The sequence below is a fragment of the Xenorhabdus miraniensis genome, assembly GCF_002632615.1.
Genome location: NZ_NITZ01000002.1, coordinates 260358 through 277378, shown reverse-complemented (window position 1 = coordinate 277378; position 17021 = coordinate 260358). Strand labels below are relative to the sequence as shown.

Below are 17021 nucleotides of genomic sequence, written 5' to 3'. Positions count from 1 at the left end.
TCACCACCTTAAATGCTCTTCACATCGTTGATACCATGCTGCTTCAGGATCTGAATCACATTGGTTTTAACTACACTGTCTGCAAAGCCTTGGTCTTTAAAAACGACTTGGGTACTTTCTGGATTGAGTTTTTCTTTCAGTTTAGCGATACCCTCAACCACCTGTTCCGTGATGCCATCGTCCAGGCAAACCATTAAGGTACCTGAGCCAATAACAAAGACTTTTTTGCCCTCTATGATTTTTTCATCTACTTGCGTGGTTAATTCAAGGCCGTATTTAAGTAGGATTTCATAAAGAACGTCTTCTGCCGAGCGATCATCTTTAATTGATTTTAATGCAAGTTTAAGTGCTGGCTCTAAATTATCGAAGTTAACATCCCAAGAGCGGATATTAGTTTCATCAAGCTTAAATACTTTAAATCCATATTTTTGGTTAGGTTCTGTTAGTTTCATCCGTGCCTTTGATACATCAGAAATCCTCTTGTAACCATTTTTCCTTGCAACGCTTTTCTCAGGTGTCATTTCAGGAAGCTGCACACCAATAAAGTGAATATTTGTTCCAATTTTTTCATTTAAATTATTAATTGCACAAAAAGCTGTAGCACTACCAGAGAAAACGTCTAGTACTATATCAGTATCTTTGGTTCCAGAGGCCTTAATCAGATGCTCCATTAATGCCACAGGTTTCGTATAATCGAATACACTCGCACCAAAGACCTTTATAATATCTTGATTTCCTTGGGTCGTGTTACAAATTGAAGAAGTAATTACACTACGGTATGGATAGTTTCTCTCAACCACATTGTTATTATGATCAACCTTTTCATATTGCTTTGAATAAACAGCCCATTCACCATTAGTGCCTTTTTTTATCTCAAGGAATTTACTTTCAATCCCCCAATGATATTTTTTTTTACTCCATCGCCAGTTCCAGTCTGGAGATTTTTCATTTTTCCCTCCTGGCCAAATTTGGCTCCCATCTGGGGCTACAATTGGATAATTAAGTGCTTCGCTGTAATGACTTGGCTTCATACTCCTATCTAGCTTGTTTAGTAGATATTTTCCACGTTCAGAAATAAATTCATCTTGTAGTTTATAATTTGAGTTTTCTATTTCATATCTACCGAAATACACGCTATTTTTATTCTTTGCAAAAACAAGAATATATTCATTCTCACGAACTATATTCTTTTCATCATGGCCACCACCACTTTTTGATTGCCATACCATCTCAGCTACAAAATTCTCTTCACCAAAAACTTCATTACATATTTGGCGCAAATTGTGGATCTCTGCATCATCAATAGAGATGAAAATATTCCCATCTTCTCGCAGTAGGTTTCTCGCTAATTTTAAGCGAGGATAAATCATATTTAGCCAATCAGAATGATATCTGCCCGACGTTTCAGAGTTGGTAGATAGTTTATGACCATCACTATCTACTTGTCCTGTTATCGAAAGATAATTTCTAATGTTATCCTGAAAATTATCTTTATAAACAAAATCCTTACCTGTGTTATAGGGCGGATCGATATAGATCATCTTTACCTTTTTATGGTAAGACTTCTGTAATATTTTAAGTACTTCAAGGTTATCACCTTCAATAAACAGATTTTCAGTAGTATCCCAATTAACACTCTCCTCCTTGCATGGACGTAGCGTACCTGTTGATAGAGTTTGGGCAATTTGACGCGCGCGAGCCTTACCATGCCAAGTGAAGTTATAGCGCTCATCTGAATCATCAACAGCTTCACCAAGAATAGCTTTTAAGGCTTCAAAATCGATTTTTCCTTCAAAAAATGCGTCGGGAAAGAGTTGTTTGAGTTGATAGATGTTTTCTTGAGTGATATCTGTACTTTTGGATTCTGGGTAGTTCAGGGTGATTTTTTCAATTGTCATCAGAGGAATTCCATTTATTGCCAACTGAGCAAAACTCATGCTCGTGGTTCATATTCTTCGTTAAACAGTTAAATCATTGCCTTAATCACAGCAACTTACTGTTTAAGCGTAGTCAAGAATCCCTGATACATCACAATAAATACTGACACTCTTATAACATAAAAATAAAATGTGAAACTAAAACCATCGGATCGCCAACATTCCGCCGAATTGAAAACAGCGCCTGTCTCGACGCCACGAGCCCAATAAAAATCCAGTCAGCTTACGTATAGCTGATGGTATCCCTAAGAATTGTGCAGGAAAAATGAGACAGCACATTGAAATTTAGTTATTCAAAAAATAAACAGCTGTTACTTTATAGCTGCCAATAAATCCTGAATTTTTAAAAACATGGGGATTGTTCCATTGGATGCAGGAATTCTCAATTCAACAAATCCGAGAAGTGTGTAAAATGCAACAGCATCAGGATCAGCATCCAAAAATATTCCCTTAATTGGCATCACATTATGAACTTTAATGACATGCTCTAAAAATTCCCTCATTAAAATATGACCATATCCTTTCTTTTGGTGTTTAACTGATACTCCCAGCACCACCAAACGAACGACAGAAAGGTCACTTGACATCGAGCCGCTTAATACGCCACTGAGCCGAGATTTTGCCAGTGAATAGCCAGTAAAACTACAGACTCCAAGTAATTTCCCAGTTTTGGTGTCAATTAGGACTTTGGCAACACAATTTCCATTGGCGACGTTACTCTTAAGACTATTGCGAACGTAACGATTAATAACATGATTGCCACAATCAAAGGCTTTTTGACCCGGGTATGTCATATCGTTCTGATAGTTTACACAAATGTATTCAACCATGATTTCATTTAGTCGCTTTTCCATCTTTGTTCTTTCTCATCAAAGCACATAAAGCAAGTGTTGGAGAGGCAGGTTCAGCAATCAGTACATTCAAGGTACGCCAGTTTTTTTCATCTAACTCACGCCGTTTTTGGTTTTCTAGAACTTCTTCAGCTCGTTCGAAAGCCGCATTCAAGATAAAAGCACTTAAATCAACACCGGCAACCTGCGCGGCCTGACGTAAGATTTCTTTTAGTTCTGTGCTGGTTTTTAACTCTACACGGGCATTTTTAGCCTCTTTGAGCGTTTTTTCCACTGATATCGTTGCCATTTATAGTTACTCCAGTTTTACTCGTTGGGTGGGTTTTATTGTAGGACTATCCTCTGTGAATGCTTATTTATCGTACTGATGGAAGATAGCATTTGGTGGGATAATAAGCAATTATGTACGGCTTACAGCCGTACATATAATATGAATGATTTAAAAAGTATTCAGTTTTACCATATGCCTATATTAGTGGCACATAATACGGTTACTCCACCGTCACCGATTTCGCCAGATTACGTGGCTGATCCACATCTGTACCTTTGATCAATGCAACGTGGTAAGACAGCAATTGCAGTGGCACGGTATAGAAGATCGGTGCGATCAACTCTTCTACGTGTGGCAGGGAGATGATCTTCATATTTTCACTGTCGGTGAAGCCAGCATCCTGATCGGCGAAGACGTACAGTAACCCGCCACGGGCACGGACTTCTTCGATGTTGGATTTCAGTTTTTCCAACAGTTCGTTGTTCGGTGCGACGATGATCACTGGCATATCCGCGTCAATCAGTGCCAATGGGCCATGTTTCAGTTCACCGGCTGCGTAAGCTTCTGCGTGAATGTAGGAGATCTCTTTCAGTTTCAGCGCACCTTCAACTGCGATCGGGTACTGATCGCCACGGCCAAGGAACAGCGCATGATGTTTTTCAGAGAAATCTTCCGCCAATGCTTCAATGAGTTTGTCTTTCGACAACATGCTTTCAATGCGGCTTGGCAGGGCGTGCAGGGCATGGACAATGTTTTGTTCCAATGCAGTATTAGCATCTTTCAAACGTCCCATGTAAGCCACCAGCATGAGCAGCACAGTTAGCTGCGTGGTAAAAGCTTTGGTGGATGCCACGCCGATTTCTGCGCCAGCTTTGGTCATCAGGGTAAAGTCAGATTCGCGTACCAGAGAGGAACCCGCTACGTTACAGATGGTCAGTGACGTCAGGTAACCCAATTCTTTGGATAAACGCAATGCAGCCAGAGTATCCGCCGTTTCGCCAGATTGGGACAGAGTGATCAGCAGGCTGCCTTTACGGCGCGCGGGTTTGCGGTAACGGAATTCTGAGGCGATTTCCACATCACAGGGAATACCTGCCAGTGATTCGAACCAGTAGCGCGAAACCATTCCCGCATTGTAGGAGGTGCCGCAGGCAACAATTTGGATATGCTCAACCTGGGACAGTAATTCTGCCGCATTAGCGCCCAGTTCTGACAGATTTACCTGACCGTTGCTTAAACGACCTTCCAATGTGCTTTTGATCGCCATTGGCTGTTCGTAAATCTCTTTCTGCATGTAGTGACGGTACACACCTTTGTCACCCGCATCGTATTGAACGTTAGATTCAATTTGTTCGCGCTCAACCGCTTCGCCCTGTACATCAAAGATACGAACGGTACGGCGGGTGATTTCTGCAATGTCACCTTCTTCCAGATAGATAAAGCGACGAGTCACTGGCAGTAATGCCAGTTGGTCAGATGCAAGGAAGTTTTCCCCAACACCCAAACCAATTACCAATGGGCTGCCGGAACGTGCTGCTACCAGTACGTCAGGATGACGGCTGTCCATAATCACGGTGCCATAAGCGCCACGCAATTGTGGGATCACTCGCTGAACCACTTCCAGCAATGAGCCGCCTTGCTGCTGTTCCCAATGAACAAGATGGGCGATAGTTTCTGTATCTGTATCAGAAGAGAAGATGTAACCACGCGCTTTTAACTCTTCGCGCAGTTCTTCGTGGTTTTCAATAATGCCGTTATGCACAACCGCAATATGTTCAGAAAGATGAGGATGGGCATTGCGTTCGTTTGGTTCACCGTGAGTCGCCCAACGAGTATGAGCAATCCCTGTGCCACCAATGACTGGCTGTTTATCTGCTTCATCAGCCAACATTTGTACTTTACCCGCTTCACGCAGGCGGGTCATACAGTTTTCACTGTCAACGACAGCCATACCCGCAGAGTCATAACCTCGGTACTCCAGGCGACGAAGACCTTCGATCAGAATTTCTGCAATATCTCGTTGTGCTACTGCACCAACAATTCCACACATTTTGTTTTATTCCTAAGAACAGGGCAAATAAAGCCCTTTTTATGTCGCCAGCCTGATTGTGTTTCGGCTATTGCCGTCCCCGAGCTTTGTAGAGATGGGGATTATTATTATGGATATATCTTTATTTATTTTTTCTTAACAGGACGTTGCCAGTTCTGAATATGGGTTTGCTTCACGCGGCTGATAACCAATTCGTTCTCAGCAACGTTTTTTGTTACTGTGGTTCCTGCACCAATAGTTGCGCCTTTCGCTACCGTAACCGGTGCAACAAGCTGGGTATCAGAACCAACAAATACATCATCGCCAATGATGGTTTTAAATTTATTGGTACCATCATAGTTGCAGGTAATCGTTCCCGCACCAATATTCACATTATTACCAATTTCAGAATCACCAAGGTAAGTCAGGTGACCCGCCTTGGAACCTTTGCCAAGAGAGGATTTTTTCATTTCGACGAAATTGCCAACATGCGCTTTTTCCGCCAGTTTAGAACCGGGACGTAAACGGGCAAAAGGCCCAACGGTGCACTCAGCAGCAAGTTCAGAATCTTCGATTACGGTATAAGGGCTAATTACCGCGCCATCACCAATAATGCAATTTTTCAGGATACAACCAGAACCGATATGAACATTATTTCCCAGTGTGACATGGCCTTCAATAATCACATTGGTATCAATCACTACATCGCGACCGTGTTCCAATGTTCCACGCAAATCAAAACGGGCAGGATCTAATAACATAACACCCGCCAGCAATAGTTTATCAGCCTGTTCAGACTGGTAAATACGTTCCAGTGCGGAAAGTTGAAGGCGATTATTGACCCCTTCCATTTCACTCAATCGGCTTGGGTGTACTGCCTTTATTTGGCGACCTTCTTTATGTGCGATCGCAATAACATCGGTAAGGTAATATTCGCCCTGTGCGTTGTTGTTTTCCAACTTGGATAGCCAACGTTTCAAATCACCACTATTTGCCACCAAAATACCGGTGTTAATTTCGTTGATTTTACGCTGTTCTTCCGTCGCATCTTTCTGTTCGATAATGCCCGTTACTTCGCCATTTTCGCGGATGATCCGGCCATACCCGGTTGGGTTATCCAAAATAGCCGTTAATAAACCAATACCGCCTTCTGGTTTAACGTCGATCAGACGCTCTAAGGTATCTTTCGCGATCAAAGGGACATCACCATAAAGGATCAGAATATCTTCATCATCTGAAAAATGCGGGGCGGCCTGCTGCATGGCATGACCAGTACCAAGCTGTTCAGCTTGCAGTACCCAGTTTAAATGTTGGTTGGAGAGTGTTTGTTTCATCAGGTCACCACCATGTCCATAAACCAGATGAACATTTTGTGTGCCTAATTCCATTGCGGTATCAATGACATGCTGAACCATCGGTTTACCAGCCAGCAAGTGCAGAACTTTAGGAAGATCAGAATACATGCGCGTTCCTTTACCTGCGGCAAGGATCACAACACTTTTTGCACCGATACTGTTTTCACTGGCACGGTTTTCACTAATAGACATAAGAAACCTAACAATTCCAATTTTAAGTATGAAAGTAAACCTGTTTACGAAATAAATTGCTACATATTTCGCAATGCAAAAAAGCCAGTTAGCTTTCACTAACTGGCTTTTTATCTCACTGCCTATACCCGTTATCTTTCAAGTTGCAGCTCAGTTGGGCGCAATTCAAAATCTATTGGGTATTTATTACATCATTTTTTTTGTCAATTCGATAACGCGAAGTTTCGCGATCGCTTTCGACAATTCAGCAGATGCCTGAGCATAATCAACATCGCCGTGAGAATTACGGATATGTTCTTCTGCCTTGCGCTTGGCTTCAAGCACTTTAGCTTCGTCCAAATCCTTACCACGGATCGCTGTATCAGCCAGTACGATAACGCCGTTTGGCTGAACTTCAAGAATTCCACCTGACAGGTAGATAAATTCTTCTTCACCAAACTGCTTAACAATACGTATCATGCCCGGTTTTATGGCAGTAAGCAGTGGTGTGTGCTGAGGATAGATCCCCAGTTCACCTTCACTGCCTGTCACCTGAATTTTCTGTACCAGTCCTTCAAACATCTGTTTTTCAGCACTGACTACGTTCAGGGAGAACGTCATTGCAGCCATATCAACCTCCCGTCAGCCGTATTAAAGCTTTTTCGCTTTTTCCACAGCTTCGTCGATGGTACCAACCATATAGAACGCCTGCTCTGGCAGGTGGTCATAATCACCGTTCAGGATACCTTTGAAGCCACGGATGGTGTCTTTCAGAGGAACGAATTTACCTGGTGAACCGGTAAAGACTTCTGCAACGAAGAATGGCTGAGACAGGAAGCGCTGGATCTTACGGGCACGTGCCACAACCAGTTTGTCATCTTCAGACAGTTCGTCCATACCCAGAATAGCGATGATGTCTTTCAGTTCCTGATAACGTTGCAGGATAGACTGAACGCCACGGGCAACATCATAGTGCTCCTGACCAACAACCAGTGGATCAAGCTGACGGCTGGTTGAATCCAGTGGGTCAACCGCAGGGTAAATACCCAGAGACGCGATCTGACGGCTCAATACGACAGTTGCATCCAAGTGAGCAAAGGTTGTCGCTGGTGATGGGTCAGTCAAGTCATCCGCAGGTACGTAAACCGCCTGTACGGAGGTGATAGAGCCAGTTTTGGTTGAAGTGATACGCTCTTGCAGAGCACCCATCTCTTCCGCCAGTGTCGGCTGGTAACCTACCGCAGATGGCATACGACCCAGCAGTGCAGATACTTCTGTCCCTGCCAGGGTATAACGGTAAATGTTATCAACGAACAGCAGAACGTCACGGCCTTCATCACGGAATTTTTCCGCCATGGTCAAGCCAGTCAGAGCAACGCGCAGACGGTTTCCTGGTGGCTCATTCATCTGACCGTATACCAGAGATACTTTATCCAGTACGTTTGAATCGGTCATTTCATGATAGAAGTCGTTACCTTCACGGGTACGCTCACCAACACCGGCAAATACGGAGTAACCTGAGTGCTCGATCGCGATGTTACGGATCAGCTCCATCATGTTAACGGTTTTACCTACACCCGCACCACCAAACAGACCCACTTTACCGCCCTTAGCGAATGGGCAGATCAAGTCCATGACTTTGATACCGGTTTCCAGCAGTTCCTGAGAGTTGGACAGCTCTTCATAGGTTGGTGCTGTACGGTGAATTGACCAGCGCTCTTCTTCGCCGATCTCACCTTTCATGTCAATGGGATCACCCAATACGTTCATGATACGGCCCAGTGTAGCTTTACCCACTGGTACTTCGATTGGGTGCCCTAAATCAGTTACATCCAAATGACGGCGCAGGCCATCGGAGGTACCCATTGCGATACAACGAACGATACCACCACCTAACTGCTGCTGAACTTCCAGCACCAATTTTTCTTCACCGTTTTTAACCTCAAGGGCATCGTATACTTTCGGTACGCTGTCCTGAGGGAATTCGACGTCCACTACGGCGCCGATTACCTGGATAATCTTTCCAGTAGCCATCTTGAATCCTCTACGTAATTCGTAAACCTAGCTGTTAAACCGCAGAAGCACCCGAAACGATTTCGGTGAGTTCCTGAGTGATGCTGGCCTGACGAGCCTTGTTGTAAACCAACTGCAACTCTTTGATCAGGTTGCCACCGTTATCGGTCGCGGCTTTCATCGCTACCATTCGTGCGGCCTGTTCACTAGCCAGGTTTTCAACGACGCCCTGATAAACTTGCGATTCTATATAGCGGCGCAGCAGGGTATCCAACAGCGCCTTAGGATCAGGTTCATACAGATAATCCCAGGACTTCTTCTTCAGTGTTTCATCGTCTCCGGCTGGCAGAGGCAATAACTGAGTGATCGTCGGAACCTGAGACATTGTATTCATGAACTTGTTTGTCACTATATACAGTTTATCCAGACGCCCTTCGTCATATGCTTGCATCATGACGTGGACTGGCCCGATCAATTCGGACAATGATGGGTTATCTCCCATCCCTGTTACTTGGGCAACAATGTTGCCGCCAACAGAAGAAAAGAAAGAAACCGCTTTCGATCCAACAAGCGCCAAGTCAACCTGAACGCCTTTATCAGACCAGTCTTTCATTTCTATCAGCAATTTTTTGAACAAGTTAATGTTCAAACCGCCACATAAACCACGGTCGGTCGAAACAACCACATACCCAACACGCTTCACTTCGCGCTCTTCAAGGTATGGATGTTTGTACTCCAGATTACCTAACGCAAGGTGTCCAATCACACTGCGAATGGTCTCTGCATAAGGACGGCTGGCCGCCATGCGATCCTGCGTTTTACGCATTTTGGACGCGGCGACCATTTCCATCGCTTTAGTGATTTTTTGCGTGTTTTGCACACTGGCGATTTTGGTACGTATCTCTTTTGCGCCGGCCATTTCTGCTTCTCCTCATTAACCAGACGGCCCATGTTTTTTATTCATCAACGGAATCAAACAGGGCCGAATAGTGTTACCAGGACTGAGTCGCCTTGAAGGATTCCAACAGAGCTTTCAGCTTAGCTTCAATCTCTCCGTTGTAATCACCAGACTGGTCAATCTCTTTCAGAAGATCAGCATGTTCACGGCTAGCATATGCCAACAACGCAGCTTCGAAACTGACCACTTTCGCGATTTCGACATCTTCCAGATAGCCACGCTCAGCAGCAAACAGGGACAGAGCCTGTTGTGCAATAGACATCGGCAGATACTGTTTCTGTTTCAACAGTTCAGTTACTTTCTGACCATGATCCAACTGCTTACGTGTTGCATCATCCAGATCAGAAGCAAACTGGGAGAATGCAGCCAGTTCACGGTACTGAGCCAGAGCGGTACGGATACCACCAGACAGTTTCTTGATGATCTTAGTCTGAGCAGCACCACCTACACGGGATACGGAAATCCCTGGGTTAACCGCCGGACGGATACCTGCGTTGAACAGGGAAGATTCAAGGAAGATCTGACCATCAGTAATAGAGATAACGTTTGTTGGTACGAACGCAGAAACGTCACCCGCCTGAGTTTCAATGATTGGCAGTGCAGTCAGAGAACCTGTTTGGCCTTTCACTTCGCCATTGGTGAATTTTTCAACATATTCAGCGTTAACACGCGCTGCACGCTCCAACAGACGGGAGTGCAGATAGAAAACGTCACCAGGGAATGCTTCACGTCCAGGTGGACGACGCAGCAACAGGGAAATCTGACGGTATGCAACAGCCTGTTTAGACAGGTCATCGTAAACAATCAGTGCATCTTCACCACGATCACGGAAGTATTCACCCATCGCACAACCAGAGTATGGTGCCAAATATTGCAGAGCCGCTGATTCTGAAGCGGACGCAACAACAACGATGGTATTTTCCAGCGCACCGTGCTCTTCCAGTTTACGAACTACGTTAGCAATGGTAGAGGCTTTCTGACCAATCGCAACATAGATACATTTGATACCAGAATTACGTTGGTTGATGATCGCATCGATAGCCAGAGCAGTTTTACCCGTCTGACGGTCGCCGATTACCAGCTCACGCTGACCACGGCCGATTGGGATCATGGCATCAACAGATTTGTAACCTGTCTGGACAGGCTGGTCAACGGATTGACGATCGATAACGCCCGGCGCAATCACTTCAACAGGTGAGAAGCCATCGTGCTCAACAGCGCCCTTACCGTCGATTGGCTCACCCAGTGTGTTAACAACACGACCAAGCAGACCACGACCAACAGGTACTTCCAAAATACGGCCAGTACATTTGACTTTCATGCCTTCAGCTAAGTCAGCATACGGACCCATGACAACCGCACCTACGGAGTCGCGCTCCAGGTTCAGTGCAATTGCGTAACGGTTGCCAGGCAGAGAGATCATTTCACCCTGCATGACATCGGCTAAACCGTGGATACGAATGATACCGTCGTTAACGGAAACAATCGTACCTTCATTGTGAGCTTCGCTCACGACATTGAACTGAGCAATACGCTGTTTGATCAGTTCGCTGATTTCGGTGGAATTCAGTTGCATATGCTCCAGTCCCCTTAAGACTGCAAGACGTCTGTTAAACGATCCAGACGGCCACGAATACTGCCATCGATCACCATGTCACCTGCGCGGATAATCACACCGGCAATAACAGACTTGTCAATTTTGCAATTCAGCTTCACTTTGCGTGACAGACGTTTTTCCATCGCCGCAGAAATTTTAGCCTGCTGCTGCTCATTCAGTTCGGACGCAGAAATCACTTCAACATCAATGGTTGATTCAAGTGACGCACGCAATTGGATAAATTGCTGGAAGACTTCTGGCAGTACCAGCAAGCGACCATTTTCTGCCATTACACGAATAAAGTTCTGAGCATGCGCATCAACCTGCTCACCACAAATGGTGATGAAGGTTTTGGCTAACGTTTCCGGTGCCAATGAACCGGAAAGCAGCTCACCAACCTGCTCATTGCGAGTGACCTCGGCAGTGAACGCCAGCATATTTTGCCAGTGTTCAAGAGATTGGTGTTCTACAGCAAAGTCAAAAGCTGCTTTGGCGTAGGGGCGAGCTACCGTAGCGAATTCAGACATGCCCCTCCCTCCTTACAGTTCAGCGACCAGTTTATCAACGATGTCGCTGTTAGCAGCTTCATCCACGGAACGTTCGATGATTTTCTCGGCACCTGCGATAGCCAGCATCGCAACTTGTTTACGTAACTCTTCACGAGCGCGCTTGCGTTCAGCTTCAATTTCAGCATGAGCTTGCGCGACAATTTTGTTACGTTCCAGCTCGGCTTCTGCTTTAGCATCATCAATAATTTGGGCTTTTTGTTTATTAGCCTGCTCGATGATAACTTGTGCATCAGCTTTCGCTTTTTTCAGTTGGTCGGACGCATTGGCTTGCGCTAAGTCCAGGTTCTTTTTGGCACGCTCTGCTGAAGCCAAACCGTCAGCAATCTCTTTCTGACGTTTTTCAATGGCCGCCATGATTGGTGGCCATACATACTTCATGCAGAACAAAACAAACAGGACAAACGCGATGGCCTGGCCGAGGATTGTTGCGTTAATATTCACGGCACAATACCTCTATTTCAATTAATGAATTGGCGTAATTTGCAGTTCTGCTATTTTATTGACCACCAACAGCGAACATCATATACAAGCCCAGGCCCACAGCAATCATCGGGATGGCGTCAACCAGACCCATGACGATAAAGAACTGCGTACGCAGCAGAGGAATCAGATCAGGTTGGCGAGCAGCGCCTTCCAAGAATTTACCCCCGAGGATGCCGATACCGATCGCAGCACCGATAGCCGCCAAACCCATCAGAATAGCGGCAGCTATGTACAGCAGATCCATGTTTATATCCATGACAGTCTCCAGTTTGTTTCAGTTAAAACACGATTAATGATTGATAAAAATTAATGCTCTTCAGATGCCATCGAGAGATAAACAATCGTCAGAACCATGAAAATAAAGGCTTGCAACGTAATAATCAGTATGTGGAAAATCGCCCACGGCAGGCTGAGTAACCACTGTGACCAAAACGGTAAGAGAGCCGCAATAAGAATAAAGATCAATTCGCCGGCATACATATTACCAAACAGTCGCAGACCGAGTGATATAGGTTTAGACAGCAAGCTAACCCCTTCCAAAATTAAGTTAATTGGAATAAACAGTGGATGGTTGAAAGGCTGTAATGTCAGCTCCTTCGCAAAACCACGAATTCCTTTCATCTTAACGCTGTAGAACAGAATGAGGACAAAGACGCCCAGAGCCATCGACAAGGTAACACTGACATCTGCTGTTGGAACAATACGCAGAGCAGGTAAGCCGAAGACATGTTCACCGATCAAAGGAATGAAATCGATTGGCAGTAAGTCCAATGCGTTCATCAGTAACACCCAAACAAACACAGTCAAAGCCAGTGGGGCTATCACTTTGCTCTTTCCGTGATACATATCACGAACGGTGTTATCAACGAAACCGATTACCATTTCTACTGCAGTCTGGAATTTACCCGGAACGCCATCAGTAGCACGAACCGCGACTCTTCTGAATACAAATAGAAACAACATCCCTAATACGATAGAGAAAAAAAGCGAGTCAATGTTCAGTGTCCAGAACGTCGCCTCATAACCACTAGCGTGGGGATTGACCAACTCAAAAGTACGCAAGTCCAACTGAAGATGCCTCAGGTGGTGGCTTATATACTCCGAAGTTGAAACTTCTCCTGATGCAGACATGATGCTTTTTACCCTTTTGTTGTTAAAAACGCTAACCGTTCATTACGGCAGGTGCGATGATCTGCACAATCAGCACCGCTAAATAGGCCACACCAAGTGGTGCAAATGCCGCTTTGAACACCCCTAAAGCGACTATCAGCACAGTTATCGTAATGATAACTTTAACCCCTTCGCTAATCGCGAAAAACCATGCAATCCGTACTGGAACACCTTCTTCTTTCGCTTTTTGGAAGCGGATAAGCAGCATGAAAATGACATTTGGTAGCCAACATGCCAACCCACCTGCAAAAGCAGAAGCGCCCCACTCTATACTTTTGGTACAAAAAGCTACACTGAGAATAACAAAAGTCATTAACTGCAAAAGTAACAGTTTCAGTGCCGTTCTACCGCTGTAAAGGGATACAGACATGACTTTTGTTTTCTCCCTGAGGTACACCATCACATATCAGGTCTTGCTGAATGTTGTATAAAACTGGCTTTGCTTAAGAGTGTCAAGTGACAAAAACGTGCAAATTATACGGGCCGCCAAAATGAATTCAATCCATAAGTAGCGAAAAAGTGAATAATTATTTAAATTTCTAACTTTGGTGCTAGATTGCTCACAAATACCCTTTAATATTCTGCAACGATTAATGGGATAAACGCGAAATTAAACGTGATACGTATCACACCAAACAAAATCCATCAATTATTTTTATCATTAAGTATGTGATAAAAATTTTTTATTTTTTTTACTTAAAATCAATCAATTAATATTATACCTATAAAATTTTATCTGATATATCGATGAAAAAGGTTAAATGTTTATTTTGCTCACTTTCTCTAAATTTTATTTATAAAGAAAATCGATAGCTATCATCAGAAAGAAAAATCATATCAATATAAAAATAACGTTGTTTTTCTGTGAACAACCAGTAAATAAAATTAAAACCATGGAAAGGAATAATTAGTAATGCTAGCAACATCTTAAATGTGGTTAGCATCACTAATTATTTATATTTTTATTGACAAATAACAAAGTTAGTTTGACTTAAGAATAACCAGATGACGCTGTTCATCCAACTCTGCAACCTGAAGAGAAATCGCTTTCTCAAGGACGATCCCTGTGGGCAATTGAGCCAACTCATCTTCCGGTAACACACCTTTCAGTGCGTAAAAACGTCCTTCAAGCGGCTTAGGAAGATGATGGCACCATGAGAGCATGTCTTGCAGAGATGCAAATGCACGGCTAATCACACCATCAAAAGGCGGTTCAGGGATAAATTCTTCAACCCGGCTTTGCACAGGTTCGATATTGGCTAAACCTAATTCATGCTGAACCTGACGTAAAAAACGAACACGTTTTCCCAAACTGTCCAATAAAGTGAAATGGGAGTCTGGTCGCACAATAGCCAATGGGATGCCCGGCAAGCCAGGCCCTGTTCCCACATCAATAAATCGCGTTCCCTGAAGAAATGGGTTAACAACAATGCTATCCATGATATGCCGAACCAACATCTGCTTTGGATCACGAACAGAGGTCAAATTGTAGGCCTTATTCCATTTGTTGAGCATATCAACGTAGGCTACAAGCTGCTGTTTCTGTTCCAACGATAACTCAATGCTGGTTGTCGCCAACAGCGATTCCAATTTGTTAAGCAAAATCTTTCCCCTTAGGCGCTACGACGCAATAAACCTTGTTTTTTCAACCATACCAGCAAAATAGAAATGGCCGCTGGTGTAATGCCTGAAATACGTGAAGCTTGACCAATAGAGCTTGGTTTATGGTCATTCAATTTTGCAATAACTTCATTGGAAAGCCCGCTGACTTGCTGGTAATCCAGATCAACCGGCAATGCAGTATTTTCATTACGCAGTTGTTTCTCGATCTCTTCCTGCTGACGAGCGATATAACCTTCGTACTTCACTTGGATCTCAACCTGATCTGCGGCTTGCGGCTCTGTGATCCCAGGCGCAAAACGCGGCAGGGATGTCAGCAATTGGTAATTCATTTCAGGACGACGCAGTAAATCTTCACCATTAGCTTCTTTTGACAGTGCTGTTCTCAAGATCTGGTTGATATCCCCCAAACTATCAGAGTGAGGATGTACCCAGATATTACGCAGACGCTGACGTTCTTGTTCGATCATTTCAACTTTACGGGAATAATGTTCCCAACGGAGATCATCAACTAATCCTAGTTTACGGCCTTGTTCTGTCAAGCGAAGATCAGCATTGTCTTCGCGCAGCATCAAGCGGTATTCCGCGCGGGATGTAAACATACGGTAAGGTTCTTTCGTCCCCAGCGTGCATAAATCATCAACCAGAACGCCGATATAAGCCTGATCACGACGTGGGAACCACCCTTCTTCACCAGCGGCATAGCGTGCAGCATTGAGACCTGCCAGCAATCCCTGTGCTGCGGCTTCTTCGTATCCTGTGGTCCCGTTGATCTGACCTGCAAAGAACAAACCGTGGATAAATTTGCTTTCCAGTGTCTGTTTTAAATCGCGTGGATCGAAGAAGTCATATTCGATCGCGTAACCCGGACGAATGATGCGAGCATTTTCCATCCCTTTCATTGAATGGACGATCTGCATCTGTACATCAAATGGCAGACTGGTTGAGATGCCGTTTGGATAGATTTCGTTACTGGTAAGTCCTTCTGGTTCCAAGAAGATCTGGTGAGCGTTCCGATCGGCAAAACGCATGACTTTATCTTCGATGGAAGGACAGTAACGAGGGCCGATCCCTTCGATGATCCCTGCGTACATCGGGCTGCGATCCAAGTTGTTGCGGATCACTTCATGGGTTTTTTCATTGGTATGAGTGATATAGCATGGAATTTGTCGTGGATGTTGATCCACATTCCCCATGAATGAAAATACAGGTGTCGGATTATCACCTAATTGTTGTTCAAGCTGGCTGAAATCAATGGATCGCGCATCAATGCGAGGTGGCGTACCTGTTTTCAGGCGTGCTACGCGTAGAGGCAGTTCACGCAAGCGGTGAGATAATGAGATCGCAGGAGGATCTCCGGCACGTCCGCCACTGTAGTTTTCCAATCCGATGTGAATTTTTCCATCAAGGAAAGTTCCTACAGTCAGAACGACTGATTTGGCCTTGAATTTTAATCCCATACGAGTAACAACACCTGTAACAGTATCGTTCTCAACAATGAGATCTTCGACCGGCTGCTGGAAGATCATTAAGTTAGGCTGATTTTCCAACGCGGTTCTTACGGCATGTCGGTAAAGTACTCGATCTGCTTGTGCCCGCGTTGCCCGAACAGCAGGGCCTTTGCTGGCATTGAGTGTTCTAAATTGAATACCTGCCTGATCTGTGGCTTTTGCCATCAGACCGCCAAGTGCATCGATCTCTTTTACCAGATGCCCTTTACCGATCCCACCAATGGCTGGATTACATGACATCTGGCCCAAAGTATCAATATTGTGAGTCAGTAGTAAGGTTTGGCGCCCCATACGTGCGGCAGCCATTGCTGCTTCTGTACCGGCATGACCTCCGCCGATAATGATGACGTCAAAGTGCTCTGGATAAAACATGTTCGAACCTTCAATTGTGAGAATGCTTCATATGCATTGGGGAGAGAATTCTACTCAAGTTTGGACCTCAGACCAAGTAGGGAGAGATCATCATTATTTAAAAGAAGATCTTTT

16 protein-coding genes are annotated in these 17021 nt (G+C 44.5%); all 16 read right to left on the bottom strand.

Going from position 1 to position 17021, the window contains the following annotated elements:
* Positions 1-8 precede the first annotated feature (8 nt).
* Positions 9-1898 (bottom strand): site-specific DNA-methyltransferase, encoded by a 1890-nt coding sequence (locus Xmir_RS03145; RefSeq protein ID WP_099112987.1) that lies wholly within the window; start codon positions 1896-1898, stop codon positions 9-11.
* A gap of 350 nt (positions 1899-2248) precedes the next feature.
* Complete coding sequence (locus Xmir_RS03140) at positions 2249-2791, bottom strand: GNAT family N-acetyltransferase (RefSeq protein ID WP_099112986.1); 543 nt, start codon at positions 2789-2791, stop codon at positions 2249-2251.
* Positions 2772-3077: a type II toxin-antitoxin system TacA family antitoxin gene (locus tag Xmir_RS03135; RefSeq protein ID WP_099112985.1), complete on the bottom strand. Its 306-nt coding sequence runs from the start codon at positions 3075-3077 to the stop codon at positions 2772-2774. The genes Xmir_RS03140 and Xmir_RS03135 overlap by 20 nt, the downstream gene beginning before the upstream one ends.
* A 202-nt stretch (positions 3078-3279) precedes the next feature.
* Positions 3280-5109 (bottom strand): glutamine--fructose-6-phosphate transaminase (isomerizing), encoded by a 1830-nt coding sequence (gene glmS, locus Xmir_RS03130; RefSeq protein ID WP_099112984.1) that lies wholly within the window; start codon positions 5107-5109, stop codon positions 3280-3282.
* 125 nt (positions 5110-5234) lie between these two features.
* On the bottom strand, positions 5235-6635 hold the full coding sequence (gene glmU / locus Xmir_RS03125; RefSeq protein WP_099112983.1) for a bifunctional UDP-N-acetylglucosamine diphosphorylase/glucosamine-1-phosphate N-acetyltransferase GlmU: 1401 nt from the start codon (positions 6633-6635) through the stop codon (positions 5235-5237).
* A gap of 186 nt (positions 6636-6821) precedes the next feature.
* The gene (locus Xmir_RS03120) at positions 6822-7244 is read right to left on the bottom strand and encodes a F0F1 ATP synthase subunit epsilon (protein ID WP_045967700.1); all 423 of its coding nucleotides are present in this window, start codon (positions 7242-7244) and stop codon (positions 6822-6824) included.
* Positions 7245-7265: 21 nt separating this feature from the next.
* Entirely contained in the window at positions 7266-8648 is a 1383-nt protein-coding gene (gene atpD, locus Xmir_RS03115; RefSeq protein ID WP_099112982.1) for a F0F1 ATP synthase subunit beta, read from the bottom strand.
* Between the two features lie 34 nt (positions 8649-8682).
* On the bottom strand, positions 8683-9546 hold the full coding sequence (gene atpG, locus Xmir_RS03110) for a F0F1 ATP synthase subunit gamma (protein ID WP_099112981.1): 864 nt from the start codon (positions 9544-9546) through the stop codon (positions 8683-8685).
* A gap of 73 nt (positions 9547-9619) precedes the next feature.
* Entirely contained in the window at positions 9620-11161 is a 1542-nt protein-coding gene (gene atpA / locus Xmir_RS03105) for a F0F1 ATP synthase subunit alpha (protein ID WP_099112980.1), read from the bottom strand.
* A gap of 14 nt (positions 11162-11175) precedes the next feature.
* Positions 11176-11709 carry a F0F1 ATP synthase subunit delta gene (gene atpH / locus Xmir_RS03100; protein ID WP_047962568.1) on the bottom strand — a complete coding sequence of 178 codons (534 nt, stop codon included), beginning with the start codon at positions 11707-11709 and terminating at the stop codon, positions 11176-11178.
* A 12-nt stretch (positions 11710-11721) separates the two neighbouring features.
* On the bottom strand, positions 11722-12192 hold the full coding sequence (gene atpF / locus Xmir_RS03095) for a F0F1 ATP synthase subunit B (protein ID WP_099112979.1): 471 nt from the start codon (positions 12190-12192) through the stop codon (positions 11722-11724).
* 55 nt (positions 12193-12247) lie between these two features.
* Positions 12248-12490 carry a F0F1 ATP synthase subunit C gene (atpE, locus tag Xmir_RS03090; protein ID WP_099112978.1) on the bottom strand — a complete coding sequence of 81 codons (243 nt, stop codon included), beginning with the start codon at positions 12488-12490 and terminating at the stop codon, positions 12248-12250.
* A gap of 50 nt (positions 12491-12540) precedes the next feature.
* Positions 12541-13365, bottom strand: coding sequence for a F0F1 ATP synthase subunit A (gene atpB / locus Xmir_RS03085; protein WP_099112977.1), 825 nt, complete (start codon positions 13363-13365; stop codon positions 12541-12543).
* A 31-nt stretch (positions 13366-13396) separates the two neighbouring features.
* Positions 13397-13774 (bottom strand): F0F1 ATP synthase subunit I, encoded by a 378-nt coding sequence (gene atpI, locus Xmir_RS03080; protein ID WP_099112976.1) that lies wholly within the window; start codon positions 13772-13774, stop codon positions 13397-13399.
* 611 nt (positions 13775-14385) lie between these two features.
* Positions 14386-15006, bottom strand: a complete 621-nt coding sequence (gene rsmG / locus Xmir_RS03075; protein WP_099112975.1) for a 16S rRNA (guanine(527)-N(7))-methyltransferase RsmG — start codon at positions 15004-15006, stop codon at positions 14386-14388.
* An 11-nt stretch (positions 15007-15017) separates the two neighbouring features.
* A complete protein-coding gene (gene mnmG, locus Xmir_RS03070) occupies positions 15018-16907 on the bottom strand; it encodes a tRNA uridine-5-carboxymethylaminomethyl(34) synthesis enzyme MnmG (RefSeq protein ID WP_099112974.1) in 1890 nt (629 codons plus the stop codon).
* Positions 16908-17021 lie beyond the last annotated feature (114 nt).